Annotated in this window: 15 protein-coding genes; all 15 read right to left on the minus strand. The window is 65.4% G+C overall.

Translation table 11 applies throughout. From position 1 onward, the window contains the following. Window positions 1-32: 32 nt before the first annotated feature. Window positions 33-2,291 (minus strand): methyl-accepting chemotaxis protein, encoded by a 2,259-nt coding sequence (locus tag ACCQ07_RS09680; protein ID WP_029819321.1) that lies wholly within the window; start codon window positions 2,289-2,291, stop codon window positions 33-35. 221 nt (window positions 2,292-2,512) lie between these two features. Further along, complete coding sequence (locus tag ACCQ07_RS09685) at window positions 2,513-4,885, minus strand: methyl-accepting chemotaxis protein (RefSeq protein ID WP_372364022.1); 2,373 nt, start codon at window positions 4,883-4,885, stop codon at window positions 2,513-2,515. A gap of 13 nt (window positions 4,886-4,898) precedes the next feature. Next, the gene (locus tag ACCQ07_RS09690; RefSeq protein ID WP_372364023.1) at window positions 4,899-5,660 is read right to left on the minus strand and encodes a transporter; all 762 of its coding nucleotides are present in this window, start codon (window positions 5,658-5,660) and stop codon (window positions 4,899-4,901) included. Window positions 5,661-5,960: 300 nt separating this feature from the next. After that, window positions 5,961-8,750, minus strand: coding sequence for a methyl-accepting chemotaxis protein (locus ACCQ07_RS09695; RefSeq protein ID WP_372364024.1), 2,790 nt, complete (start codon window positions 8,748-8,750; stop codon window positions 5,961-5,963). A 66-nt stretch (window positions 8,751-8,816) separates the two neighbouring features. Beyond that, window positions 8,817-10,994: a methyl-accepting chemotaxis protein gene (locus ACCQ07_RS09700; RefSeq protein WP_011347241.1), complete on the minus strand. Its 2,178-nt coding sequence runs from the start codon at window positions 10,992-10,994 to the stop codon at window positions 8,817-8,819. 539 nt (window positions 10,995-11,533) lie between these two features. Continuing rightward, the gene (locus ACCQ07_RS09705) at window positions 11,534-12,067 is read right to left on the minus strand and encodes a hypothetical protein (protein WP_008577780.1); all 534 of its coding nucleotides are present in this window, start codon (window positions 12,065-12,067) and stop codon (window positions 11,534-11,536) included. A gap of 321 nt (window positions 12,068-12,388) precedes the next feature. Further along, window positions 12,389-14,662: a methyl-accepting chemotaxis protein gene (locus tag ACCQ07_RS09710; protein WP_014090088.1), complete on the minus strand. Its 2,274-nt coding sequence runs from the start codon at window positions 14,660-14,662 to the stop codon at window positions 12,389-12,391. A 309-nt stretch (window positions 14,663-14,971) separates the two neighbouring features. After that, window positions 14,972-17,257, minus strand: coding sequence for a methyl-accepting chemotaxis protein (locus ACCQ07_RS09715; protein ID WP_372364025.1), 2,286 nt, complete (start codon window positions 17,255-17,257; stop codon window positions 14,972-14,974). 243 nt (window positions 17,258-17,500) lie between these two features. Continuing rightward, window positions 17,501-19,510 (minus strand): chemotaxis protein CheA, encoded by a 2,010-nt coding sequence (locus ACCQ07_RS09720; protein ID WP_008577777.1) that lies wholly within the window; start codon window positions 19,508-19,510, stop codon window positions 17,501-17,503. Between the two features lie 33 nt (window positions 19,511-19,543). Then, on the minus strand, window positions 19,544-19,909 hold the full coding sequence (locus ACCQ07_RS09725; protein ID WP_002806565.1) for a response regulator: 366 nt from the start codon (window positions 19,907-19,909) through the stop codon (window positions 19,544-19,546). Further along, window positions 19,906-20,214 (minus strand): STAS domain-containing protein, encoded by a 309-nt coding sequence (locus ACCQ07_RS09730; RefSeq protein WP_003489692.1) that lies wholly within the window; start codon window positions 20,212-20,214, stop codon window positions 19,906-19,908. The genes ACCQ07_RS09725 and ACCQ07_RS09730 overlap by 4 nt, the downstream gene beginning before the upstream one ends. 102 nt (window positions 20,215-20,316) lie before the next feature. After that, window positions 20,317-21,591, minus strand: a complete 1,275-nt coding sequence (locus ACCQ07_RS09735; RefSeq protein WP_219197200.1) for a chemotaxis protein CheW — start codon at window positions 21,589-21,591, stop codon at window positions 20,317-20,319. Beyond that, window positions 21,588-22,370: a ParA family protein gene (locus tag ACCQ07_RS09740; RefSeq protein WP_003489696.1), complete on the minus strand. Its 783-nt coding sequence runs from the start codon at window positions 22,368-22,370 to the stop codon at window positions 21,588-21,590. Before ACCQ07_RS09740 ends, ACCQ07_RS09735 begins: the two co-directional genes overlap by 4 nt. A gap of 1 nt (window position 22,371) precedes the next feature. Then, a complete protein-coding gene (motD, locus tag ACCQ07_RS09745; RefSeq protein WP_277575058.1) occupies window positions 22,372-23,346 on the minus strand; it encodes a flagellar motor protein MotD in 975 nt (324 codons plus the stop codon). 6 nt (window positions 23,347-23,352) lie between these two features. Next, window positions 23,353-24,093 carry a flagellar motor protein gene (locus ACCQ07_RS09750; protein ID WP_008576379.1) on the minus strand — a complete coding sequence of 247 codons (741 nt, stop codon included), beginning with the start codon at window positions 24,091-24,093 and terminating at the stop codon, window positions 23,353-23,355. Window positions 24,094-24,602 lie beyond the last annotated feature (509 nt).

The following is a 24,602-nucleotide window of genomic DNA, read 5'->3' on the forward strand; positions in this document are numbered from 1 at the left end:
CACTTGGCGGTGAGCGCAGCCGTCTCGCGCGCTTAGAACTCGGACCAGTCGGATTCGTTGGACGGCGCCATTGCCACTGCGGCGCGGCCCGCCGGACGCGCGGCATGCGGTTTGGTGGCAGGCGTGCTGGCCGCCACCGGGCGCTTGGCGGCGATCTGGCGTACCACCGGCGTTGCGCGGGTGACCGCTTCCAGTTCGGCCGAGAGGCGGAACAGCGCTACCGCTTCGGTGAGTTGCTGCGCCTGCTCTTCCATCGAGCGTGCAGCGGCGGTGGCTTCTTCCACCAACGCGGCGTTTTGCTGGGTGGCCTCGTCCATGTGGGTGACGGTCTGGTTGACCTGCTCGATGCCGGCCGACTGCTCCTGCGAGGCGGCAGAGATTTCGCTCATGATATCGGTCACGCGCTGCACCGAGGAGACGATCTCGGCCATGGTGCTGCCGGCCTGATTCACCAGTGCCGAGCCTTCGGCCACCTTGCTCACCGAGTCGTCGATCAGGCCCTTGATCTCCTTCGCTGCACCGGCCGAACGCTGCGCCAGCGTGCGTACTTCCGAGGCCACCACGGCAAAACCACGGCCCTGCTCGCCGGCACGCGCCGCTTCCACCGCGGCATTCAAGGCCAGGATGTTGGTCTGGAACGCGATGCCGTCGATGACGCTGATGATTTCGGCAATCTTCTTGGACGAGGTTTCGATGCCGGACATGGTGGTGACCACCTGGCCGACCACGTTGCCGCCGTGCGATGCCACGCCTGCCGCGCCGATGGCCAGCTGGTTGGCCTGACGCGCGTGCTCGGCGTTCTGCTTGACGGTGGACGTGAGCTCTTCCATCGAAGCGGCGGTTTCTTCCAGGTTGGCCGCCTGCTGTTCGGTACGTTGCGACAGGTCGTTGTTGCCGGCGGCAATCTCGCCGGCGGCCGTGTTGATCGCCAGGGTGGAGTGCTTGATGCGGCCCACGATGTCGGTCAGACGCTGGGTGGTCGCGTTGGCGTCGTCGCGCAGCCGTGCGAACACGCCGTGGAATTGCCCATCCATGCGCGCGGTCAGGTCGCCCTCGGCCACGGCGCCGAGCAGCTGCGACAGCTTGCCCAGGTTGCGGTCGCTGACTTCCATCATCGAGTTCAGATCCGACACCATCACGGCGAAGTCGTACTTAAAGCGCTGCGCATCGCCACGCGCACTGAAATCGCCGGAGGCGGCCGCCTGCGCCAGGTGCTTGATCTCGGTGTTGATCGACAACAAGCTGGCCTTGGCCGCATCCATCGCTTCATGCAGCACGGCGCGGCTGGCCGGCAGGCGACGCGCATCTTCGCTCAGGTCGCCCTGGGCGTATTGATTGAGGATGCGCACCGCATCGACGATGGCGTCGAGATGCTCGAAGATCATCGTGTTGATGCCGGTGGCAAGGTTGCCGTACACGCCGGGGAAATCTTCCGGCATGCGGTGGGTGATGTCTTCGGCCGCATGCAGGTGCGACATGCGCGCGGTTTCGTCGGAGAAACGGCGCAGCATCTGGGTCATGCCCCCGGTGGCCTCCAGCATCTGGCCGATCTCGTCCTTGCTGGTCTTGCCGACCTGCACACCCAGATCGCCACGCGAGACCGCCTGGATGGCGCCCAGCGCCTTGGCAAGCGGGCTGGTGATGCTGCGCGCGATCAACCAACCGAAAGTCACCGACAAGGCAGCCATCAGCAAGGTGCCGATCAGCAGCACTGCGCTGGTCAGCTTGAACGAGCTGGCACTGGCAGTCACCATGTCGCCCAGCGCCTTGGACTGCTGTGCATACAGCTTGTCCACCGAGGCGAACAGCTCCTTGCGGATCTCGCCCGATTGCTTGCGCGAAAACTCCATCGCAGCGGCGCGGTCGGGCTCTGCATAGAGCTTGCGCAGCTGCTGGTTGGCGGCGAAATAGCGGGCGCTGGCATCGGTGAGCCTGGCGTACTCGGCCTTCAACGGCGAGGCCGCATCGATCTTGGCGTCCAGCTGCTTCTGGGTGTCGGCGTACTTGGCCTGGATTTCATCCATGCGCTTGAAGAAATACGCGTAGCGCTCCGGGTCTTCCAGGTTGAGGAACTGGCCCACTTCGTAGACGCGGAATTCGCCGGCAAAACCGCGCAACTCGGACAGGCGGCTCAACACCGGCACCACGTCCTGGTTGATCAAGGTGGTTTCGCTCTGCATCTGCTTCATGCGCGAAAAGCCCAAACCGCCCAGTAATGCGGTGAGCACGGCACTCAGACAGAAGGCAAACATGAGTTTGCGGCGGATTGGCCAGTCGTTGAACTTATTCATCACTTGCTCCGAAACATTGCCTAGCGGCGTTATCCAGCAAGCTAACGGCTGAAACCCCAACTTCTTTAGTTGTGAAGTATTAACGGGCAGGCAAGCGCCTGCCGATTACGCGAAAACGCCGCAATACAGTTGTCGCGGCGATGTGGCCGAGTCGCAGGGCCGCTAAATAGCGCTCTGCGTCACGGCGCCAGATCCGGGCCGCCGTTGCGCACCGGTCTTGCTCAGAAGTCCTGCCACTGGCTGTCGTTGCCGGCGGTGGCGGTGGACGCGCTCACTGCCGGCTTGCGAGCGCTAGGGGCACGCGTGCTGGGCTTGCTTGTCCGGGCAACGGCGACCACGGCGGGCGTTGTGGCCACAGGCATTGCAGCCTGCGCCTGCGGCGCATCGGCCAGGGTAAAGCGCGACACTGCGTGCGCCAGCTGGCTGGCCTGGTCCTCCATGGTGCGCGCAGCGGCAGTGGCTTCTTCCACCAATGCGGCGTTCTGCTGGGTCGCCTCATCCATCTGGGTGATGGTGAGGTTGACCTGCTCGATACCCGACGACTGTTCCTGCGACGCGGCAGCGATCTCGCCCATGATGTCGGTGACGCGCTGCACGCTGGCGACGATATCGGCCATGGTGGTGCCGGCCTGATGGACCAGCTGCGAGCCCTCGGCGACCTTGCTCACCGAATCGTCGATCAGATGTTTGATCTCTTTCGCGGCACCGGCCGACCGCTGCGCCAGCGTGCGCACCTCGGAGGCGACCACTGCGAAACCGCGGCCCTGCTCGCCGGCGCGCGCCGCTTCCACGGCGGCGTTGAGCGCCAGGATGTTGGTCTGGAACGCGATGCCGTCGATCACGCTGATGATCTCGGCAATCTTTTTCGATGAGACTTCGATGCCGGACATGGTGGTGACCACCTGCGCCACCACCGCGCCGCCCTGCGAAGCCACGCCAGCCGCGCCGATTGCCAACTGGTTGGCCTGGCGTGCGCTTTCAGCATTCTGTTTGACGGTGGAGGTGAGCTCTTCCATCGAGGCGGCAGTCTCTTCCAGATTGGCCGCTTGTTGTTCGGTGCGCTGCGACAGGTCGTTGTTGCCGGCGGCAATTTCGCTGGAGGCGGTATGAATGCTGCCGGCGGCCTGCTGGATACGCCCGATCACCAGCGCCAGTTGCTCGGCGGTGGTATTGGCGTCGTCGCGCATCGTGGCGAAAACGCCATGGAATTGGCCCTGCATGCGCGCACTCAGGTCGCCGTCGGCCAGCGCGCTCAGCAGGCGCGACACTTCGGCGATGCTGACCGCGTTGGCATCGAGCAAGGCATTGAGCTGTTGCGCCAGTTGCAGGAAAAAGCCTTGTTTCCCGGTACTGTCGATGCGCTTGGAAAGATCGCCGGCAGCGGCGCTACGCACCACGTCGGCAACGTCGATTTCCACGCGCGCCTCGGCCGTGCGGTCGCGCCACTCGCAGACAAAGCCCAGATGCGCGCCGGCCTCGTCGCGAATTGCCGAAACGTTCTGTGCGATGCAGGTGCTGCGGTACTGCACCTCGCGCTGGGCAGCGCCCTGGCGGTCCAGACGCTGATAGATCTCCGCGTCCTGTGCGTTGCCCACTTCCAGCAGCGAGACCGGTTGGCCGACCAGCTTGGCGGTGCGATTGAACGCGGGCGCGCAGGCCTGGATATCGTCTGCGTAGGTGTGCAGCAGGTTTTGCAGCGCACCATTGGTGTAGATGATGGTGAGGTCCGGGTCGGCGATGTACATGCCGGTGGAAGCGTTATCCAGTGCGGTGCGGATGCGCAGGTTTTCGGCTGCGATGCTGCGCTCGCGCTCCAGGCGCTCGCGCAGGTCGCGCTGCATGCGCGCCAATGCGGCCATCAGGCTGCGGCTGTGCTTTGCGGCGACCGGGATCGGTTGGTCCAGGCGGCCTTCGGCGATGTGTTGCGCGGCCGCCATGGCCAGCTGCGGCTCGCCGCCAAGCAGGCCGAATACCGAGCGCAGAATCCAGCCGGCCGCCAGCGCCAGGCACACGAATGCCAGCACCACGGCGCTACCCTGCTGCCACATCACGCGGTGGCTGTATTGCTCGGCCTGGCGGCGGCTGGCCTCGTTCAAGGCCAGGATGCGCTCGCTGATGGCGCCCATGCGGGTTTCAAGCTGGCCGAATTTATCGTTGAAATCCGCGTAGGCCGCTGCGCTGTCCGCCTGCGTTTCGGCAGCCTTCACCACCTGGTCGGCGGATGCGATATAGGCCTGCAGTGCCGGCGTCACCGCGTCCAGATCGGCGCGCAATGCAGGGGCCAGCGGCAGTTTGCGGTTGGCTGCCAGCGACTCGCGGAATTCGCCGGCGTGTTCGCCCAATGCGCTACGCGCGGCCGCCACGGCTTTATCGTCTTTCGTGGAGGCAGCAAGCAACGCGGCGGTGACATCGCCGCGCAGGGCGTCGTGCATCATGTCCGCCTGCATATGGTTGCGCAGCGCATCGGAGGAGATGACCTGTGCGGCAATCGCATCGAGCAGGCCGCGTTGGCCGTTATAGCCCACGCCACCCAAGGCGAGCAGGGCCAATGCGGCCACCAGCACCAGGACGCCCAGCATGTGCATGATCTTCATGGTGCAACCCGTGTCAGAAGCGGAAAGACAGGCCCACGCCGAGCGCGTGATCCGGTGAGCGGTCGTTGAGTCCGCGGCTGTAGACAGCGTCCAGTTGGACGTCGTTGCTCAGCAGCCAGGCCGAGCCGACATCGAGCAGGGCCACGGTGCCGCCATCGTCGCTGTTGGCGATCTGCGGCAACGCCACTTCGACGAACGAGCGCACGCGGTCGTTCCAGGCCTTGCCGAGAACGGCACCGAAGATGCCGGCGGTATATCGATTACCCTGGCCATCGTCGTCCCAGATCACCCCGGGCATCATGCCCGCGGACATGCTGTCGCTGAGCTCCCATTCGGCCACCAGCCGGAACGAGGGGCGCGCACCATGGCCGCGCAATGCCTGCGCGCCGCTGGGCAGATCCACATGCAGCAACCAGGCCAGCGAGGTCTTGCCATCGTCGGAACTGGCCAGGTGATGTTTGATGCCGAGCGAGACGTCGGACATGCCGCTTACCTGCGCATCGCCAGGCAGGTCGATGCGCTGCCAGCCATCGGTTTCCAGCCGCAATTCCCAGGTCTGGCCCAGGCCGTAGCGCAGCAGCGTGGGCGTGGAATATGCATTCACCGCGTCGTCGCGTTCCCACGCGACGCTGGTTTCCACCTGCACGCGGCGGTCGCCGACGGTGAGGCTGGATTCCACGAAATCCGGGCGGTCGGTCGCGATCGGGTCTTCAGCGCGGGCATGACCCATCACACCCAACAGCACAAAACAGCTGGCGATAACAGACGGCTTCATGGCATCCCTTGCGTGACGACCTGCGGAAACAACTATCCGGATGCATGCGCTGGCTGCGTTGGTCGCGACAGCACGCATGCACTGCTGGACCGGCTGCTGCGGTGTGGCGCAGGCAGTCGATGTCATCCACACTAACGGCAACGCTGCATGATTCTTGATGCGCGTCGGACGAGCGGAAGGGGCAGGGCATGCACGGCGCGCCGATGACGCGCCGTGCGGGATGCAGCTGTGGAATGCAAGTAACGCTGCGTGCGTGCGATTACGCTTGTGTTCGCTTGCAATCCACTGCGCGCAGGGCGGTTAGAAATCCTGCCACTGGCTGTCGTGACCGGCAGTGCCGGAGGACTTGCCCACGGAGTGAGGCAGCAGTGTCGCCACGCGCTTGCCGCGGGCGGCTGCCGGCTTGGTGGTGACCACCGCGCGCACCGCTGGTTTGACAGTGGACGCAGCCAGCACGGGCTTGACCGCATGATTGAGCTTGAAGACCGCCACCGCCTCGGTCAGCTGGCCGGCCTGTTCTTCCATCGCACGCGCTGCGGCAGTGGCTTCTTCCACCAGCGCGGCATTCTGCTGCGTGGCTTCATCCATCTGCGTCACGGTGAGGTTGACCTGCTCGATGCCGGACGACTGCTCCTGCGAGGCGGCGGAGATTTCGCCCATGATGTCGGTGACGCGCTGCACGCTGGCCACGATCTCGCTCATGGTGGTGCCGGCCTGATGCACCAGCGACGCGCCTTGTTCCACCTTGCTCACCGAATCGTCGATCAGGTGCTTGATCTCCTTGGCAGCACTGGCCGAACGTTGCGCCAGCGTGCGCACCTCGGAGGCGACCACGGCAAATCCGCGGCCCTGTTCGCCGGCGCGCGCCGCTTCCACCGCCGCATTCAAGGCCAGGATATTGGTCTGGAATGCGATCCCGTCGATGACGCTGATGATCTCGGCGATCTTCTTGGACGAGGTCTCGATGCCCGACATGGTGGTGACGACCTGCGCCACCACCGAACCGCCATGCGATGCCACGTCGGCTGCGCCGATGGCCAGCTGGTTGGCCTGACGCGCATGCTCGGCATTCTGTTTGACGGTGGAGGTGAGTTCCTCCATCGAGGCGGCGGTTTCTTCCAGATTGGCGGCCTGTTGTTCGGTGCGCTGGGAAAGATCGTTGTTGCCGGCAGCAATTTCGCTGGCGGCTGCGCTGATCTGCGTGGCCGAGGTCTGAATGCCGGAGACAATGCCGGTGAGCTGCGCCACCGTGGCGTTGGCATCGTCGCGCATGCGGGCGAACACGCCCTGGAAGTCGCCGTCCATGCGCACGGTGAGGTCGCCTTCGGCCAGCGCACTGAGCAGGCTGGAAATCCGCTCCAGGCTCAGCGAAGTGGTTTCCAGCAGGCCATTGAGCTGGCGGCCGAATTCCAGATAGAACCCATGCTTGTCGTCCAGCGCCAGGCGCTGGCCGAAATCGCCCATCAAGGCGGACTGCACCAGCTCGGCCACTTCCTGTTGGGTGCTGACTTCGGCACTGATATTGCGCCACAGCAGCATGCTGCCGCTACGACGGCCATCGGGGGCATACAGCGGGGTCATGGTCAGATCCAGCGTCACCGGCCCGAAGCGGTAGCGCTCGGTGGTGGTGGACTGCAGCTGCCGCAGACGCTGCGTCCGCGCGGCGCCTTCGCCATCGTTGCCGAACACGTAGTCCATCGGCTTGCCGACCACCGCATCGGCACTGAAGCCGGTCTGGCCCTTGGCATGGAAGGCGGGCTCGCCCTGCTTGAACGAGGTGTGCAGCGCCTGGGTGATGAACACCGCGTTGTGCTGTTCGTCGGCCAGCAACACTTCCATTTCCGAGTGTTCCAGCGCGGTGCGGATGCGCAGGTTTTCGTTGGCCACCTGTGCATCGCGCTCGATGCGCTCGCGCAGGTCGCTCTGCATGCGTTGCATGGCGCCCATCAGGCGGCCCACTTCGTCCTGGCGCTGCACGGCGATCTGGTTGTCGAGCTTGCCCGAGGCGATCGCATCGGCCACGTGCGCAGCGGCCTCCAGCGGCCGCACCACCTGGCGACGCAGCAGCGCAAACAGCGCCACGCTGAGCACCAGCGCCGAGCCAAGGCCGACGGCAAGGATGGTCCACAGCAGGTGATGCGCCTGCTGCATGATCGTGGCATACGGCACCACCACGCCCAGCGCGAAGCGCTCCTGCGCCTTGCCGATCTGTAGCGGAACGTAGGCGCTGACTGCGCCGTCTGCATCGGGGGTGAAATCCAACGCGTCCTTGCCGGCCTTGATCGCCTCCAGCATGGTGCGGTGGCGTGCGTCGGTGACCTGCTTGCCGATGCGCGTGGTGTCGTGCGATGCCAGCACCACGCCGGCAGGCGAGAGCAGTTCGACATAACCGTCCTGCATCGGGCGCAAGGCGCCAAGGCGCTGCTGCAATGCCGCCAGTGCCACGTCCACGGTGACCGCGCCCAGATACTTGCCGTCCTGCAGGATCGGCGTGGACAAGGTGGTCATCAGCACGGTCTTGCCGCCGATCTTGTAATCGTAGGGTTCGGCCACGGTCTGCCGCAGCAGTGCACGCGGTTTCAGGTTCCAGTCGCCCAGGCCGGGGGTTTCGTAATCGGTGAGCGGCTCGCGGACCAGTGTCTGCTCACTGCGTCCCCAGTAGGTCATGAAGCGGCCGGTGGCGTCGTGGCCCTTGGCATTGGCAAATGCGCTGTCCTTGCCATCGAAGGCCTGCGGCTCCCACAAGGTGCCCATGCCGACCCACTCGGGGTGGTCCAGCAATTGGTCGTGCACCACTGCCGCGGCGCTGTCGCGGCTGATGCCGCCATTGGCGCGTTGCACCAGCAAGGTGGTGGCCAGCGATTGGCCGGTCGTCAACGCCTGGCCAAGCTCGCTGCCGATCTGCTCGGCCTGGTAGCGCGCGGCATTTTGCATCGTGGCCTGCGCAGAGGCGCTCAATGCGCGACTGCTTTGCCAATAGGTGATGGCTGCGGTCAAACCGAAGCACAGCGACGCAATGACTGCCGTACCGAACATCAGGCGGTACGCCAGGCGTCCGCTGAAACGTGAGTGGGTGGAAGGCGAGGTCATGGGCTTAGCCGCGGAAGGAAAAAGGAAAAGGGAGAAGACAACCCGGCCGAAGCGGGGCATGTGCGGTCAGTAGGTGGCCAGCGCAACCCGCGCCGGCGCGCGTGTGCCGGCATGGCCGAACGTCTTGGAGGTGGCAGCGACGATCCGGAAGCTGGACACCGCCTCATCCAGCTGCTGCGCCTGCTGCTGCATGGCATTGGCCGCTGCGGTGGCTTCTTCCACCAGCGCCGCGTTCTGCTGCGTGCTCTCGTCCATCTGGGTGACGGTGAGGTTGACCTGTTCGATCCCGGCCGACTGTTCCTGCGAGGCGGCAGAAATTTCGCTCATGATGTCGGTGACGCGCTGCACCGAAGAGACGATCTCGGCCATGGTCTTGCCGGCCTGATCCACCAGCAGCGAGCCCTCGGACACCTTGCCCACCGAATCGTCGATGAGGTGCTTGATCTCTTTGGCCGCATTGGCCGAACGCTGGGCCAGCGTGCGTACTTCCGAGGCGACCACCGCAAATCCGCGGCCTTGTTCGCCGGCACGTGCGGCTTCCACCGCGGCATTCAGTGCCAGGATATTGGTCTGGAAGGCGATGCCGTCGATGACGCTGATGATCTCGGCGATCTTCTTGGACGAGGTCTGGATACCGGACATGGTGTCCACCACCTGGCTCACCACCTGGCCGCCCTGCGAGGCCACGCTGGCGGCGCCGATCGCCAACTGGTTGGCCTGGCGTGCGCTTTCGGCATTCTGCTTGACGGTGGAGGTGAGCTCCTCCATCGAGGCGGCGGTTTCTTCCAGATTGGCGGCCTGCTGTTCGGTGCGCTGGGACAGATCGTTGTTGCCTGCGGCGATTTCGCTGGCCGAGCCGGTGATGGAACTGGCGGCCTGCTGGATGCGCCCGACGATGCCGGCCAGCTGGGTGGCCGTGGTGTTGGCGTCGTCGCGCATGCGCGCGAACACGCCATGGTACTGGCCATCCAGGCGCGCAGTGAGGTCGCCTTCGGCCAGGGATGCCAGCAGCTCGGACAGCTTGCCCAGGTTGCGGTCGCTGACCTCCATCATCGCGTTGAGGTCGTTGATCATGCGCGCCGAGTCGTGCTTGAAGCGCGTGGCATCGCCGCGTTGACTGAAGTCGCCGTTGGCTGCAGCTTGCGCCAGTCGCTTGATCTCGGTGTTGATCGCCAGCAGGCTGGCCTTGGCCGCGTCCATCGCTTCGTGCAGCACCGCACGCGTGCCGGGCAGGCGCGCGGCATTGCGCGACAGGTCGCCTTGCGCATACTCGTTGAGGATGCCGATCGCATCGACGATGGCATCCAGGTGCTCGAAGATCATCGTGTTGATGCCGGTGGCCAGTTCGCCGTAGACGCCCGGGAAATTGGTCGGCATGCGGTGGGTGACATCGTCGCCGGCATGCATGTGCACCATCACCTTGGTCTGCGCGGAGAAGCGCTCCAAGGTGTGGACCATCTCGTCGGTGGCCTTGAGCATCTGGCCGATTTCATCGGTGCCGTGTTCGGCAGTACGCACGCTCAGGTCGCCGCGCGCCACGCCCTTGATGGCCGCCAGGGCACGCGACACCGGCTCCAGGATGGAATTGCCGATCAGCCAGCCCACCAGCAGGTTGATCAGCACCAGGGCGCCACCGGCGAGCGCAACGATGCCGGTGAAAACCAGCGCCTGCGATTGGGTGTCGTCCAGGTACACGCCGGTGCCGATCACCCAGCCCCACGGCTTGTACAGCGCCGCGTACGAGGTTTTCTGCACCGGATCCTTCTGCCCTGGCTTGGCCCAGGTGTAGTCGACATAGCCGCCGCCGGCCTGCGCTGCGGTGACGAATGCTGGAAACACGCGCTTGCCGTCCGGGCTGAGCACGTCGCTCAACGGCTTGCCGACCAGGTCCGGGCGGGTGGGGTGCATCAGCATCGTCGGCGTCTGGTCGGTGACGTAGATGTAATCCACACCGCCACGTGCACGCATGGTCGACAGAGTATGCAGCGCACTCTTTTTGGCGGTCTCCACGTCGATCTCGCCCTTTTCGGCGCGTTCGGCATAGCCATTGACCACCGCAGTCGCCATCTCGATCTGGCTCTTGAGCCCATCGCGGCGCGTATCGGTCAGATCGACGTACTGCATGCGTGCGGCGATCACCGCCAACGCAATGATGCCCAGCGCAACCAGGGCAGTCTGGGCGAAGAACCTGCGCTTGAGCGGTACATTGGCCAGTGTTTTTGCAACCGTGGTCTTCAGCGTCATGGCAGATATCCAGCAAAGGAATGTGACCGGTGTAAGTCGAATAGCGACCTGATTCCGAAAATGTTGAGCCGGACACAACTCAGGTGGCGGCCGATTCGTGGCGGAGTCGACCTGCGAATGGCGTGGCTTTGCTCAGTGCGTTAATGCGCTGGCCCGGCGCGTTGCGTGCTCGGCGCAGTGGCAGCGCGCTGGGCATGACAGCGAACCAGACAGTGCCTGAAAGACATGCTGTCACGCGATCGCCGACGGCGTGGGCACGGTGGCGGTTTGCACTTTCGGCGACCATTGAACGGCTCACAGCTGCCCGGCGAATTCATCAGGCAATGCGGTGACGGCGCTCAGCATCCTGGCGCAGGCGCTGCGCATGCAGCACCGGGCAGCGCGCACGGTGTGAACGGCACCGGCGGGCGGGCCGGGAGATTGTGCAGTCGCCGCGCCGATGAACTCGGCCGCACAAGGCGTGATGGTTCAGCGTGAACTGGCGCGTGCTACGCGTGATGTTGCCCGGGCGCTGCGTGGCAAGGTTTGCCTGCAGCGGCTCAGTTGCGCTGCGCAACGTTCACGCTGGCGACCGATTGCTGCAGGCTCTGCAGTTCGGTCCACAAGACGTGGCGGGTATCGCCGCTATGGCCCAGCGACAAGGCTTGTGCGTATTGCAGGTCGCCTTCGTGCAGGGCGCGATTGGCCTGACGGTGCTGTGCCAGATACTTGCCCAGCTGCTGCTGCACCAGCGCGAATTTGCGTGCCTGTTCGCCCTGCGGCGCGGTGGCCTGGAAGTAGCCGGCATGCCGTGCGATCCGCTGGTGCAGATTGCCCAGACGCTCGTCGTAGGCTTCGATACGCGCCGCATCGTGCCTGGCGGCAAGCTGTGCACGTTGATCGTCGCGCAACTGCGCCAGATCCACCGCCAGCGCCTGCAATGCAGTAACCGGCACATTGTCCAGAAGCACCGAGACCGGCGCTGCCGGGGCGGCGAAGGAGGGCGGCAACGAGACGCCCGCAGCCAGCAGCGCGACGGTGAACACACAGCCCAGCACGGTGCGGGCAGAGCGGTTGGAGTTGGCGGTGTGCATGCGGACGTCCTTCGATCTAGCGCGGGCAATGCGGCCCTCAGTGCTTGTTGTATCGGCCGCACGAGCCTGCGCTTGACCGATTTTCGACCAGCGGCACGCTTGCATGGTCGTCGCAGTGACTTCCTTCTCCTGCGGGGAAAGCCGGTGCGCAGCGCCGGATGAAGGCACGCGCACAGCCTCATGCGCCCACCGCAAGCTGTCGACAACGACACGCGACACTGCCTCAGCAGGGTTTCCCCGCCAAAAAAAAGCCCCGACATTGCTGCCGGGGCCTGGGGACCACCTGCCATCTGATCCGGCGGCCGTGTATCTGCAGTGGGCTTAGAACTCCTGCCAGTTCGACTCGCTGTTGCCGGCCGCGGCAGCCAGCCGGCGTTGCGCTGGGGCGGGGGCGGCGCTGGGTTTTGTAACAGCCGAGCCGGTCACGCGTTTGGCAACGCTGGCCGACGTGGCAGCGGCCAGGCGCAGCGGTGCAGGGCGCTTGGCCGCGGGCACCACACCGGCGACCTGCTGCACCTTGAAGATCGATACCGCATCGGACAACTGACCGGCTTGCTCTTCCATTGCACGTGCCGCGGCCGTGGCTTCTTCCACCAGCGCCGCGTTCTGCTGGGTGGTTTCGTCCATCTGCGTCACGGTGAGGTTGACCTGCTCGATCCCGGCCGACTGTTCCTGCGAGGCGGCAGAAATCTCGCCCATGATGTCGGTGACGCGCTGCACGCTGGCGACGATGTCGGCCATGGTCTTGCCGGCCTGGTCCACCAGGACGGAGCCTTCGGCGACCTTGCCCACCGAGTCGTCGATGAGGTGCTTGATCTCCTTGGCTGCGCCGGCCGAGCGCTGTGCGAGCGTGCGCACTTCGCTGGCCACCACCGCGAATCCGCGGCCCTGGTCGCCCGCGCGTGCCGCTTCCACTGCGGCGTTCAACGCCAGGATGTTGGTCTGGAAGGCAATGCCGTCGATGACGGAGATGATATCGGCGATCTTCTTCGACGAGACTTCGATGTCGGCCATGGTGGACACCACCTTGCCGACCACGTCGCCGCCTTGCGACGCCACAGCCGCCGCGCCGATCGCAAGCTGGTTGGCCTGGCGTGCGCCTTCGGCGTTCTGCCTGACGGTGGAGGTGAGCTCCTCCATCGAGGCCGCGGTTTCTTCCAGGTTGGCGGCCTGCTGCTCGGTGCGCTGCGACAGATCGTTGTTGCCGGCGGCGATCTCGCTGGCCGCGGTATTGATCGACACCGTGGCGTGCTGGATGCGCCCGACAATGCTGGAGAGCTGTTCGGTGGTGGCGTTGGCATCGTCGCGCATCTGCGCGAACACGCCGTTGAACTCGCCCTGCATGCGCTGGGTGAGATCACCTGCAGCAATGGCCTGCAGCACCTTCGACAGCGCGCCCAAATTACCGTCGGCGGTGGCCATCAGCCGGTTGAGGCTTTCCACCATTGCCAGGAAATCGTGCTGGAAACGCGCCGTATCGCCGCGTACGCTGAAGTCGCCATCGGCCGCAGCCTGGGCCAGCAGTTTGATCTCGCTGTTCATCGCCGTCAGGTTGGATTTGACGGTGTCCATGGTCTCGCTCAACACGGCTTCTTCGCCCGGCAGGCGGTCCATGTCCTGGCTCAGGTCGCCGATGGCGTAGCGCGACATGATCTGCGCGAGCTTGAGCTTGACCGCGATATGCGCATCTACCAGAGCATTGGTATCGCGCACCATGCTGCCGTATTGCCCGGGAAACGCATCCTGGTCCATGCGGAAGCTGATCTTGCCGCTGTCGTGCTGGCGGGCCATCTCCTGCTGCGCGGCGGCAACGGCCTTGAGCTGCTCCTGCATGCCGCGCATGCTGGTCAACAACTGGCCGGGCTCATCGCCCGGCTGCGGGCCGATCGGGTGATCCAGATCGCCGTGGGCGATCGCATCGGCGACCTGCGTGGCCTGCTTCAGCGGCCGCACCAGGCTGGCCGAGATCAGCCACGCCAACGCGGCGGCCAGGCCGGCCGCGAGCAGGCCGAAGGCGATCAAGGCACGGTTTGCCAGCGCCACGCTGCCCAGGATGGTGGCCGCGCCGGCGGCATTCTGCTGATTCTGCAATTCCACCGCGGCAGCAATCGCCTTGGAGCGGCGCTCCAGCAACGGCTGCGCCTGCCCACTGAGCAGCTGCTTTGCGCCCTCCAGGTCGCCTTCGCGTACCAGGCCCAGCAGCCGGTTGTTGGTGGCGCGGGCAGCGGTGAGGCTGTCTTCGATGGCCTGCCGAGCACGTAGGCCGTCGCTGTTGGTCGGCAGCTGTTTCAACGCGGTCCACAACTGCGCGTAATGTTCGCGATTGGCCTTGAGCTGCGCATCGACAGCGGGCCGCTGCTGCGGGGTCGCCAGCATGAAGTCGCGGATGTAGCGCTCGCCGAGCATGTTGCTCTCGCGCATCTGACTGAGCAGCGCTGCCTTGCGGTTATTGACCTCGACGATGATCGCGACCTGATGTTGGACGGTCTTGAACTGGGACAGCGCCAGGGCGGTGGAGCCGGCAAGCAACGCGATCAGCAACGCGAATGCCACCGCCAGGCGTCGCCCGACGGTCATGGAATGCAGGAATTTCATGGTGTTTCTCTCTGGGGAGGGTGGAAAAGAGATACACCGGTAGCGTTCGCCACCCGGAATTCTGAAGTCGCATGTTGCATTGCAGCATGCTGGCGTTCATGGTGCTCGGTGGGGCCAGCGCGAGGCATGGCCAAGCGATGCATTGCGCAGGCATCCCGGCTGCGAGAATCTGCTGCCGTATTGGATGCAGGGATGCGTGCGCGTGAGCGTTGCTACAACCCGCACGCGCCAAAAAAAAAGCCCCGACATCGCTGCCGGGGCTTGCTCATGCTTGGTCGCCTCGTCGCCTGCTCCACGCAGAGGTGGCGCTCAGAACTCCTGCCAACTCGACTCGCCGTTGGCGGCTGCGGCAATCACCGGGCGTGGCGTTGCTGTGGCCGTGGCCGCGACACCGGCCGATGCAGGGGCGCGCTTGGTCGTGGCCGATCTGGCAGCGCCTGGCTTGGCGGCGGCCAGGCGCGGCGGAGCAGGGCGCTTGGCTGCAGTGGCCACGGCAGCGACCTGCTGCACCTTGAAGATCGACACCGCATCGGACAGCTGACCGGCCTGCTCTTCCATCGCACGCGCCGCGGCCGTGGCTTCTTCCACCAGCGCTGCGTTCTGCTGGGTGGCTTCGTCCATCTGCGTCACGGTGAGGTTGACCTGCTCGATCCCGGCCGACTGTTCCTGCGAGGCGGCAGAAATCTCGCCCATGATGTCGGTGACGCGCTGCACGCTGGCGACGATGTCGGCCATGGTCTTGCCGGCCTGGTCCACCAGGACGGAGCCTTCGGCGACCTTGCTCACCGAGTCGTCGATGAGGTGCTTGATCTCCTTTGCCGCGCCGGCCGAACGCTGCGCCAGCGTGCGCACTTCCGAGGCGACCACGGCAAAACCACGGCCCTGCTCGCCGGCACGCGCCGCTTCCACGGCGGCATTCAAGGCCAGGATATTGGTCTGGAAGGCGATGCCGTCGATCACGCTGATGATGTCGGCGATCTTCTTCGAGGACACTTCGATGCCGGACATGGTGGTCACCACCTGCGCCACTACGCTGCCGCCTTGCGAGGCTACCGTGGCCGCACCGATGGCGAGCTGGTTGGCCTGGCGCGCATGCTCGGCGTTCTGGCGCACGGTGGAGGTGAGTTCCTCCATCGAGGCGGCGGTTTCTTCCAGGTTGGCCGCCTGCTGCTCGGTGCGTTGCGACAGATCGTTGTTGCCGGCGGCAATCTCGCTGGCCGCGGTATTGATCGACAAGGTGGCGTGCTGGATGCGCCCAACGATATCGGCAAGTTGCGCGGTGGTGGTATTGGCATCGTCGCGCATCCGGGCGAACACGCCATTGAACTGGCCTTGCATGCGCTCGGTGAGATCGCCCGCGGCAATGGCCTGCAACAGCTTCGACAGCGCGCTCAGGTTGGCATCGGCGGTCGCCATCAACTGGTTGAGGCTCTCCACCATCGCCTGGAAATCGTACTGAAAACGTGCGGTGTCGCCGCGCACGCTGAAGTCGCCGTTGGCAGCGGCCTGCGCCAGCAGCTTGATCTCGCCGTTCATCGCCGACAGGTTGGCCTTGACGGTATCCATGGTGGAACTGAGCACGGCCTTCTCGCCGGGCAGGCGGTCCATGTCCTGGCTGAAGTCGCCGATGGCGTAGCACGACATGATCTGCGCGAGTTTCATCTTGACCGCGATATGCGAGCCGACCAGGCTGTTGGTGTCGCGCACCATGGTGCCGTAGTCGCCTGGAAACGCATCGTGTTCCATGCGGTAGCTGATCTGGCCGGCTTCGTGGCGCTTGGTCATTTCCGACTGCGCTGCAAGCACGGCCTGCAATTGCCGCTGCATGCCTTCCATGCTGTGCAGCAGTTGCCCGGCTTCGTCGCGGCTGTCGACGTGGATGGCGTTATCCAGTTTGCCCTGTGCGATGGCACTGGCCACCCGCGTGGCGCGAGCGAGCGGGCCGGCGATGCTGCGGGCGATGAACCAACCGGCAAATGCAGCCAGCAGCACGACCAGCACCATCGCCACGAGCATGACCTGCACCGAGCGTTGATAGGTCGCCTCGGCCTGCGCGATCTCGCTGTCCATGTGGGCGACGTTGAACTTGGTCAGCTCCACCAATTTCGCGAACAGGTCGCGCCGCGCCGGGCGCGATTGCTCATCGGAAACGCGATTGGCAGTGACCAGATCGCCGGCACGCACCGCGGCGCTGAGTGCGGCGTTGGCCTTGTAGTACGCGTCCAGTTTCAGTTTGACCTCGTCGTACAACTCGGTCTCTCTGCCGGCCGTGGTGGTCTTGGCGTAGGCGTCCTGCGCCGTCGCGACGTCGGCGCGCGCCTTGTCCATGCGTTCGAAATAATTCTGCACCGCCTTCGGATCGTCGGCGTGCGCCAGCTGGGCAAGTTCGTAGGTGCGGAATTCGCCGAGCAATGCGCGCATTTCGCTCAGTTGCTGCACGGCCGGTGCCCACACGGTGCCGATCTCGCGCAACAGATGTGCGCTGGACTGCATGCGCACGAGCGCAAACCCGCCCAGGCTCAAGGTGATCAACGCGGTAAAGGAAAACGCCACGGCCAACTTGCGGGCAACGGCAAGATTGCGGAACCAGTTCATAGCGGTCTTCTCGTATTGCAGAGAACGACTGGCCTCGTGGGCGCCCGTCAGTGGTTGGGCGAATGACGATGGCAGCGTCGAAAGATCCGGACAAAGGGCCAGAATCTCCGCCGGTCGTGTCGGGCCGGACGGGTGTTGCTGATGCCGGCAGTCCCCATACTGCCGGCGATCGCTCCAGCACCCATCGTGCATCGATGGCGTGGTGGAGCCTTGCGCCGCGGCATCCAGGCCGCGGCGAGTGCATTACGCGGCTTGCGGTACCTTGAGCGAGCGCACCAGGCCACCGATGTCCACGATCAGCGAGACCCGCCCATCGCCGAGGATGGTGGCGCCGGAAACGCCCGGGATACGGCGGTAATTGTTCTCGATGTTCTTGACCACCACCTGCTGCTGGCCGAGCAACTCGTCCACTTCCAGCGCGATCTTCTGGCCGTCGCCTTCGACCACCACCACCAGCGATTCCTTGGAGGACTGTTGCCCGCCGAAGCCGTAGTAATTGGTGAGCGAGAGGATCGGCAGATATTCGCCACGCACCCGCAGTACCCGACCGTCGCCGGCCATCGCGCGGACGTCTTCCGGTGCCGGCTGCAGGGCTTCAAGCACGTAGGACAGCGGCAGGATCAGGGTTTCGCCGGCGACCGAAACGGTCATGCCGTCCAGAATGGCCAGGGTCAGCGGCAGGCGGATCAACACGCGGGTACCGCTGCCGGCGTTGCTTTCCAGCTGCACTTCGCCACCCAGGCCCTGGATGTTGCGGCGGACCACGTCCATGCCCACGCCACGACCGGACAGGTCGGTCACCGCATCGGCGGTGGAGAAGCCCGGTGCGAAGATCAAGTCCCACACCTGCGCATCGGTCGGGTTGTCCGGCACGGCGATGCCGCGTTCGGCCGCTTTTTCCAGGATCTTGGCGCGATTGAGGCCACGGCCGTCGTCGCTGACTTCGATCACGATGTGGCCGCCCTGGTGCGATGCCGCCAGGGTAATCGTGCCGGTTTCGTCCTTGCCGGAGGCGCGGCGCGCATCGGGCATTTCCAGGCCGTGGTCGATCGAGTTGCGCACCAGGTGCACCAACGGATCGGCGATCTTTTCGATCAGGCCCTTGTCCAGCTCGGTGCTTTCGCCAATGGTGCGCAGGCGCACTTGCTTGCCGAGGCGGCTGGAGAGGTCGCGGACCAGGCGCGGGAAGCGGCGGAACACCGCATCCACCGGCAGCATGCGCACGCCGATGACCGCTTCCTGCAGATCGCGGGTATTGCGCTCGAGCAGATCCAGGCCGGCGAACAGCTGTTCGGCATGCGCCGGGTCCAGGCCGGTGGAGACCTGCTTGAGCATGGCCTGGGTGATCACCAGTTCGCCGACCAGATTGATCAATGCATCGACCTTGTCGACGCTGACGCGGATCGAGCTTTCGGCTTCGGCAGCGGCGGCCTTGGCCGGTGTCGCCGCGGCGGCAGCAGGTTCGGCAGCGGCGCCCGGTGCAGCGGCAACGGCTGCAACCGGTGCGGCCGCCGGAGCGTCCACGGCCAGGCTCGGCGGCGGGCCGGGCACGGCCATCGGGCGGATGTCCAGTTCGCAGTCGTCCACCACCCAGGCAAAGGTGTCTTCGATCTTGCTGCGCGGAATCTTGCCGATCAGGCCCAGGTCCCACGCCAGATACGCTTCCAGCGGATCGATGTTTTCAAAACCCGGCATGCGCTCCAGACGCGCGGCGATCTGCAGCGGGCCCAGGTGTTCGAGCTCGCGGATGATGCGCAGCGGGTCGTTGCCGCTCATGAACAGCGACGGCGCCGGCGTGAAACCGATGTGCCAGGCTTCGGGTTCTTCTTCCTTGGGCTTGGCGACCGCCGCGGCGGCCGGCGCTTCGCCAGCGAGCACGGCATTCAACCGGGTGTGCACGGCCTTGACCGCAGCCGGATCGGCCGGGGTGCCGTGTTCGGCTTCGCGCAACAGGGCGCGCAGCACATCGACCGAGCCAAGCATGGCATCGACCGCATTGGGTTCGAGCTGGCGCTTGTTGGAGCGCAGCTCGTCCAGCAGCGTCTCCAGCACGTGGGTCAGCCCTGCGACGGCGTCGAAACCGAAGGTGGCAGCGCCGCCCTTGATCGAGTGCGCGGCGCGGAACACCGAGTTGATGATTTCCGGGTCGCGGTTGCCTTCTTCAAGCGACAGCAGCCCGGCCTCCATCGCGTCGAGCCCTTCACGGCTTTCCTCGAAAAAGGTGGCGTGGAAACGTTGCAGGTCCATGCTCATGGGCGTGAAATCCGAAGCTGAAGCGAGGAGGGTTTAACCGAGAACTTTCTGCACGGTGGCGATCAGCTGTTCTGGGTTGAACGGCTTGACCAGCCAACCGGTGGCGCCGGCTGCCTTGCCTTCGGATTTCTTGTCGGCCGCCGACTCGGTGGTGAGCATGAGCATCGGGGTGAACTTGTAGTCCGGCAGCTGGCGCAGCTCGCGGATCAGCGAGATGCCGTCCATGTTGGGCATGTTCACGTCGGTGACCACCGCATTGAAGCGCTGGCCCTTCGCGCGGCCCAGCGCAACCGCGCCGTCTTCGGCTTCTTCGACGGCAAAGCCGGCAGAGGTGAGGGCGAAAGAGACCATCTGGCGCATCGACGCCGAATCGTCCACCACCAAGATACGTGCGCTCATGCGGCGTTCTCCACAGATTTCAGGTTGTCATTGGATGCGGGGAGTCCGAGCGCGTCGGTGACGCCGAGCAGACGCGCTGCATCCCTAAAAGTGTCGTTGCAGCCATCGAATTCGGTGTGCAGGCCGGCCTGGCGCCGGCTCTGCACAAAGGCGCAGAGCAACTGCACGCTGGCGGTGTGGATGCGTCGGACTTCACCGGCATCAAGCACCAGGTCGCCGTCCTGGGTGAGGAATCCGGCAAGCTTTTGCTTGAGGTCGGCGCTGGTCTCGATGCCGAGATCCTCACCCAATGTCACTGTGCTCATTGTTGCTCCGAACGGATGGTTCTATGCGTACTAACGGCGGGGGGCGGAAAAGCTTTAACGGTGAATCGTTGTGCGTGCAGGTGCGAGCAAGCTAGGCGCGCATCAATGCAGCAGATGGGTGGCATCGAGCAGGATCATCGGCTGATGGCCCAGACGTGCGACACCGCGGAACAGGTTGTTGTAGATGCGGCACAGCCGGGCGTTGTCCGGCGGCTCGATCTGCTGATCGGTGAGGCTGGTGACGTCTTCCACGGCCGAGACGCGCAGGCCCATGGTTTCGCCGTTTTCTTCCAGCACCACCACGCGGGTCTGCAGGTCCATGTCCACCGGCGAAGAGCCCAGGTGGATGCCCAGATCGATCACCGGGACCACCTGGCCCCGCAGGTTCATGATGCCCAGCATGGCGCTGGGCGTGCCGCGCAGCGGCAGCAGCGGCACCGGCAGCACCACTTCCTGCACCTTGAGCAATTCCAGCGCATAGGTCTGCTCGCCGCAGCGCAGACGCAGCCAGCGGGTGCTGCGTTCGCTGGCGCGGCGTTCGGCATGTATCTTGTCGGCCTGGCCGGGTGCCAGCAGTGCCTGCAGCCCGGTCGGTGCCGGCGCGCGTGCCGGCGCCGGTGCCGCACGGGGGGCCGGGGCGGGCGCCGGTGCCGGGGCGGGTGCAGGCACCGCGACCGGTGCGGCCTCCAGCCCGAAGGCCGGGTCGGCATCCATTTCTGCCAGCAGATCGGCGGTGATCAGGTCCACTGCAGTGGGCGCGGTTCCGAACGCCGGATCGGCATCCATTTCGGCCAGGAAGTCGGCGGCGATGTCGGCGGCGCTGGGCGCGGCCTTGGCCGGCGGGGCGAACGCCGGGTCGGCGTCCATTTCGGCCAGGAAGTCGGCAGCGATGTCGGCCGCGCTGGGTGCGGCGTTGACCGGCGGTGCGAACGCCGGGTCGGCGTCCATTTCGGCCAGGAAGTCGGCAGCGATGTCGGCGGCGCTGGGCGCGGCCTTGACCGGCGGTGCGAAGGCCGGGTCGGCGTCCATTTCGGCCAGGAAGTCGGCAGCGATGTCGGCGGCGCTGGGCGTGGCCTTTACCGGCGGTGCGAAGGCCGGGTCGGCATCCATTTCTGCCAGGAAATCGGCGGCGATCGCATCGGCGCTGCGCGCTGCGGCAATCGCGTTGGAGGTGGCAGCTTCGGAGACGGTAGCGGCTTCGGGAAGTGCGGCCGTCTCGACCGGCGGCTCGGCCAACGCAAGATCTGCATGCGCAAGTGCCGGCGTTTCGACCGTGGCTGCGGTGGCCGCAGGCGGGGCGACGCTCTCCACGCCCGCATCGTGCAGCAGGCCTTCCAGATAATCGTCCAATTCACCGTTGGCGGTGGGGTTGCTCATGCGGCTTGCTCCATACGCATCGCGTCATCGGCCAGCACCCATTCCAGCGCGCGGCGATACGCGGACAGGCCGCGGCCCTGATAGTCGCCGCCAACGGCGGGCACGGTCAGGGCGGCGGCGTTGCAGATTCGGGTGTCCACCGGTACCGCGTCTTCCCAGACGACCGGGCCGTAGGTGGCCTGCATTTCCTTCAGCGTTTCGGTGCCGGCGCGGGTGCGGCGGTCGAACAGCGTAGGCAGGATCGACACCGGCAGCTCGCGCCGGCGCGAGCGCTGCACCATGTCGGCGGTGCGCACCATGCTGGCCAGGCCATGCAGGGCAAGCGGCTCGGCCTGGGTCGGCACCACCACGCGGTCGCAGGCGGCCAGTGCGTTGATCATCAGCAGGCCCAGGGTTGGCGGGCAGTCCAGCAGGATGTAGTCGTGCTGGCCGGCATGCCGGGTCATGGCGTTCTGCAGCGCCAGGCCCAGGCCGGGCTGGTTGGCGCTGCGGCGTTCCAGCGTGGCCAATGCGGCTTGCGCGCACACATACGACAGGCCCGGAATGCTGCTTTCATGCGCCAGGCTGGCCAGGTCGCTTGGCGGAGTGCCGAACAGGTCCAGCACCCCGCGCGGCGGCGGGTCGATCGCCACGCCGAAGGCGCGGGTGAGCGAGGAGTGCGGATCGAGGTCGATCAACAAGACGCGGTGGCCGAGCGCGGCCAGGCCGCGACCCAATGCCAGCGTCGTGGTGGTCTTGCCGACGCCGCCCTTTTGGTTGGCGATTGCCCAGATACGCATGTCACTGCACTCCTTGAATTACGGCGGGGACGGAACTTGTGCCGCTTTCGGTGGTGACGGCCGTTTGGCCGCCGTCAGACTTGGGAAGCTTGGGCGCCCCGGCGGCGGTCGCATTTAATTGCGATGGCGGATCGGGTGCGAGTGAGCCAGCCGAGTCAGCGAGGATGATCAACACCACACGCCGGTTCGCATTCCGTCCCGCCTCAGTGCTGTTATCGGCACGTGCGCGGAATTCTCCATAGCCCACCATCGCCAATCGTTGCGGGGCGATGCCGTCGTCGGCGAACAGGTGCACCACGCTTGCCGCACGCGCCGCAGACAGCTCCCAGTTGGAGGGGAATTGCGCCGTGGCGATGGGCTGGTTATCGGTATAGCCTTCCACGCGCACGCCATTGGGCGCATCGCGCAGCACCGAGGCCAGCGTGGACAACGTCCCGCGGGCGCCGCCGGCCAGGGTGGCCGAGCCGGTGCCGAACAGGATGTCGCTGTTGATCTCCACCTCGATCCACAGATCGTTGCGGCGGATGGTGATCAGTTGCTTGTCGATCAGCGAGGCCAGCGTCTTGCTCAGCTGTTGCTCCACTGCATCCATCTGCCGCTGTGCGCGCGCCAGTTGCGCCTGGTTGCGCAGCGACACCGGCATGCGCATCTGCGCGGCCATCGACGGCAGCAGGGTGGGGTCGGTCGGGCCATTGGAAGCCGCCATCGGCGCGCCGGCCTTGATCACGGATGGGCGGTCGTAATCGGCGCCCAGGGTCTGGGTCTTGCCCAGCTGCACCGGGCTGGCCTTGTTCGACGAGCCACCGAAGGCGCTGGTCAGCGCTTGCGCCATGACCTTGTATTTGCCTTCGTTGAGCGAAGAGATGGCGTACATCACCACGAAGAACGCCAGCAGCAGCGTCATCAGATCGGCATACGGAATCGCCCACGCTTCGTGGTTGCCATGTTCTTCGTGGTGTTTGCGACGACGGGCCATAACGCGCTAATGCAAGTAGCCTGCCAATTTCGACTCGATGTTGCGCGGGTTCTCGCCCTGGGCGATGGCGATCAGGCCTTCGATCGCCATTTCGCGCTCATTGGTGCTGCAATGGATCACGCTCTTGAGCTTGGCGGCGACCGGCAGGAACAGTAGGTTGGCCGAGGCGATGCCGTAGATGGTGGCGGTGAAGGCTGCGGCGATGCCATGCCCGAGCATGGCCGGGTCGGCCAGGTTCTTCATCACCGCCATCAGGCCCAGTACCGCGCCGATGATGCCCAGGGTGGGCGCATAGATCCCCATGCCCTCGAATACCTTGGCCGCGGCAAGATCCTGACGCTCCTGGTTGTCCACTTCGATTTCCAGCATGTGGCGCATGGATTCGGGCTCCACGCCATCGACCAGCATCTGCAGGCCTTTGCGCAGAAAGGCATCGTCCTGACGCGGCAACTGGTCTTCCAGGCCCAGCAGGCCCTGGCGACGGGCGATGTTGCTCCACTCGACGATACGCGCCACCAACTGCGGGCGATCGCTGGCCGGCGGCTGGATCACCCAGCGCAGGATCTTGAACGCGCGCCGGAAAACCGCCGGCGAGGTGTGCAGCAGGATCGCCGCCACCGTGCCGACGATGACGATCACGAAGGCAGCCGGCGACCACAGCGACGAAATGCCGGCACCTTTCAACACGCTGCCGCCCACGATCGCCACGATCGCCAGCACCAGTCCGATTACGCTGAGTCTGTCCATGCATGCGGTATCGGCCCAGGCCCGGCGGACTTGATAGATGCGCCCGGTTGGCGCGCCAGAAAGTTGTCGTTCTGGGGGATGGGTCTGCGAACTGCCGACGTCGTTGCGGGCAATGGCGCCGGCGGGGACCGGTTCCCCGGTCGTAGAAGGTTGCGATGAACTCAGTGGTGCCTCAGGTCAGCCCATGCGTTACCGAGGCGGACACAGGAAGACACGGCCGACGCGGCACTAAAGCCCCTCTCCCGCCGGGAGAGGGGTTGGGGTGAGGGTACGTCCAGGCGCAGCTTTCGGTCCCCGGCTTAGGTGAGGGCGCGAGCGCGGCCGGGAACCGTCTCTTCGACTCTGCAACATTTTTGATAACTCGCCATCACCGCACGTCCCTGTAATGGCGATAGCCGGCAAGCGACGTGCTGTGGCCATGGGCAAGAGGTGCCGACACGCAGGTCGACCCAGCTTCTTGCTGAGCTCGGTGAGTGATGGAACGCGCGCAGGCGCCTCGGTAAGCCGCT

It is taken from the genome of Xanthomonas sp. NCPPB 3583, from assembly GCF_041475715.2.
GTDB lineage: Bacteria > Pseudomonadota > Gammaproteobacteria > Xanthomonadales > Xanthomonadaceae > Xanthomonas > Xanthomonas euvesicatoria.

Bases quoted from the DNA above. Each gene is read 5' to 3' on its own strand.
- ACCQ07_RS09700 (WP_011347241.1), bottom strand. From the start codon at position 10,994: ATGACGCTGAAGACCACGGTTGCAAAAACACTGGCCAATGTACCGCTC.
- ACCQ07_RS09710 (WP_014090088.1), bottom strand. From the start codon at position 14,662: ATGAAATTCCTGCATTCCATGACCGTCGGGCGACGCCTGGCGGTGGCA.
- ACCQ07_RS09695 (WP_372364024.1), bottom strand. From the start codon at position 8,750: ATGACCTCGCCTTCCACCCACTCACGTTTCAGCGGACGCCTGGCGTAC.
- ACCQ07_RS09730 (WP_003489692.1), bottom strand. From the start codon at position 20,214: ATGAGCACAGTGACATTGGGTGAGGATCTCGGCATCGAGACCAGCGCC.
- ACCQ07_RS09705 (WP_008577780.1), bottom strand. From the start codon at position 12,067: ATGCACACCGCCAACTCCAACCGCTCTGCCCGCACCGTGCTGGGCTGT.
- ACCQ07_RS09680 (WP_029819321.1), bottom strand. From the start codon at position 2,291: ATGAATAAGTTCAACGACTGGCCAATCCGCCGCAAACTCATGTTTGCC.
- motD (WP_277575058.1), bottom strand. From the start codon at position 23,346: ATGGCCCGTCGTCGCAAACACCACGAAGAACATGGCAACCACGAAGCG.
- ACCQ07_RS09690 (WP_372364023.1), bottom strand. From the start codon at position 5,660: ATGAAGCCGTCTGTTATCGCCAGCTGTTTTGTGCTGTTGGGTGTGATG.
- ACCQ07_RS09715 (WP_372364025.1), bottom strand. From the start codon at position 17,257: ATGAACTGGTTCCGCAATCTTGCCGTTGCCCGCAAGTTGGCCGTGGCG.
- ACCQ07_RS09720 (WP_008577777.1), bottom strand. From the start codon at position 19,510: ATGAGCATGGACCTGCAACGTTTCCACGCCACCTTTTTCGAGGAAAGC.
- ACCQ07_RS09740 (WP_003489696.1), bottom strand. From the start codon at position 22,370: ATGCGTATCTGGGCAATCGCCAACCAAAAGGGCGGCGTCGGCAAGACC.
- ACCQ07_RS09685 (WP_372364022.1), bottom strand. From the start codon at position 4,885: ATGAAGATCATGCACATGCTGGGCGTCCTGGTGCTGGTGGCCGCATTG.
- ACCQ07_RS09735 (WP_219197200.1), bottom strand. From the start codon at position 21,591: ATGAGCAACCCCACCGCCAACGGTGAATTGGACGATTATCTGGAAGGC.
- ACCQ07_RS09750 (WP_008576379.1), bottom strand. From the start codon at position 24,093: ATGGACAGACTCAGCGTAATCGGACTGGTGCTGGCGATCGTGGCGATC.
- ACCQ07_RS09725 (WP_002806565.1), bottom strand. From the start codon at position 19,909: ATGAGCGCACGTATCTTGGTGGTGGACGATTCGGCGTCGATGCGCCAG.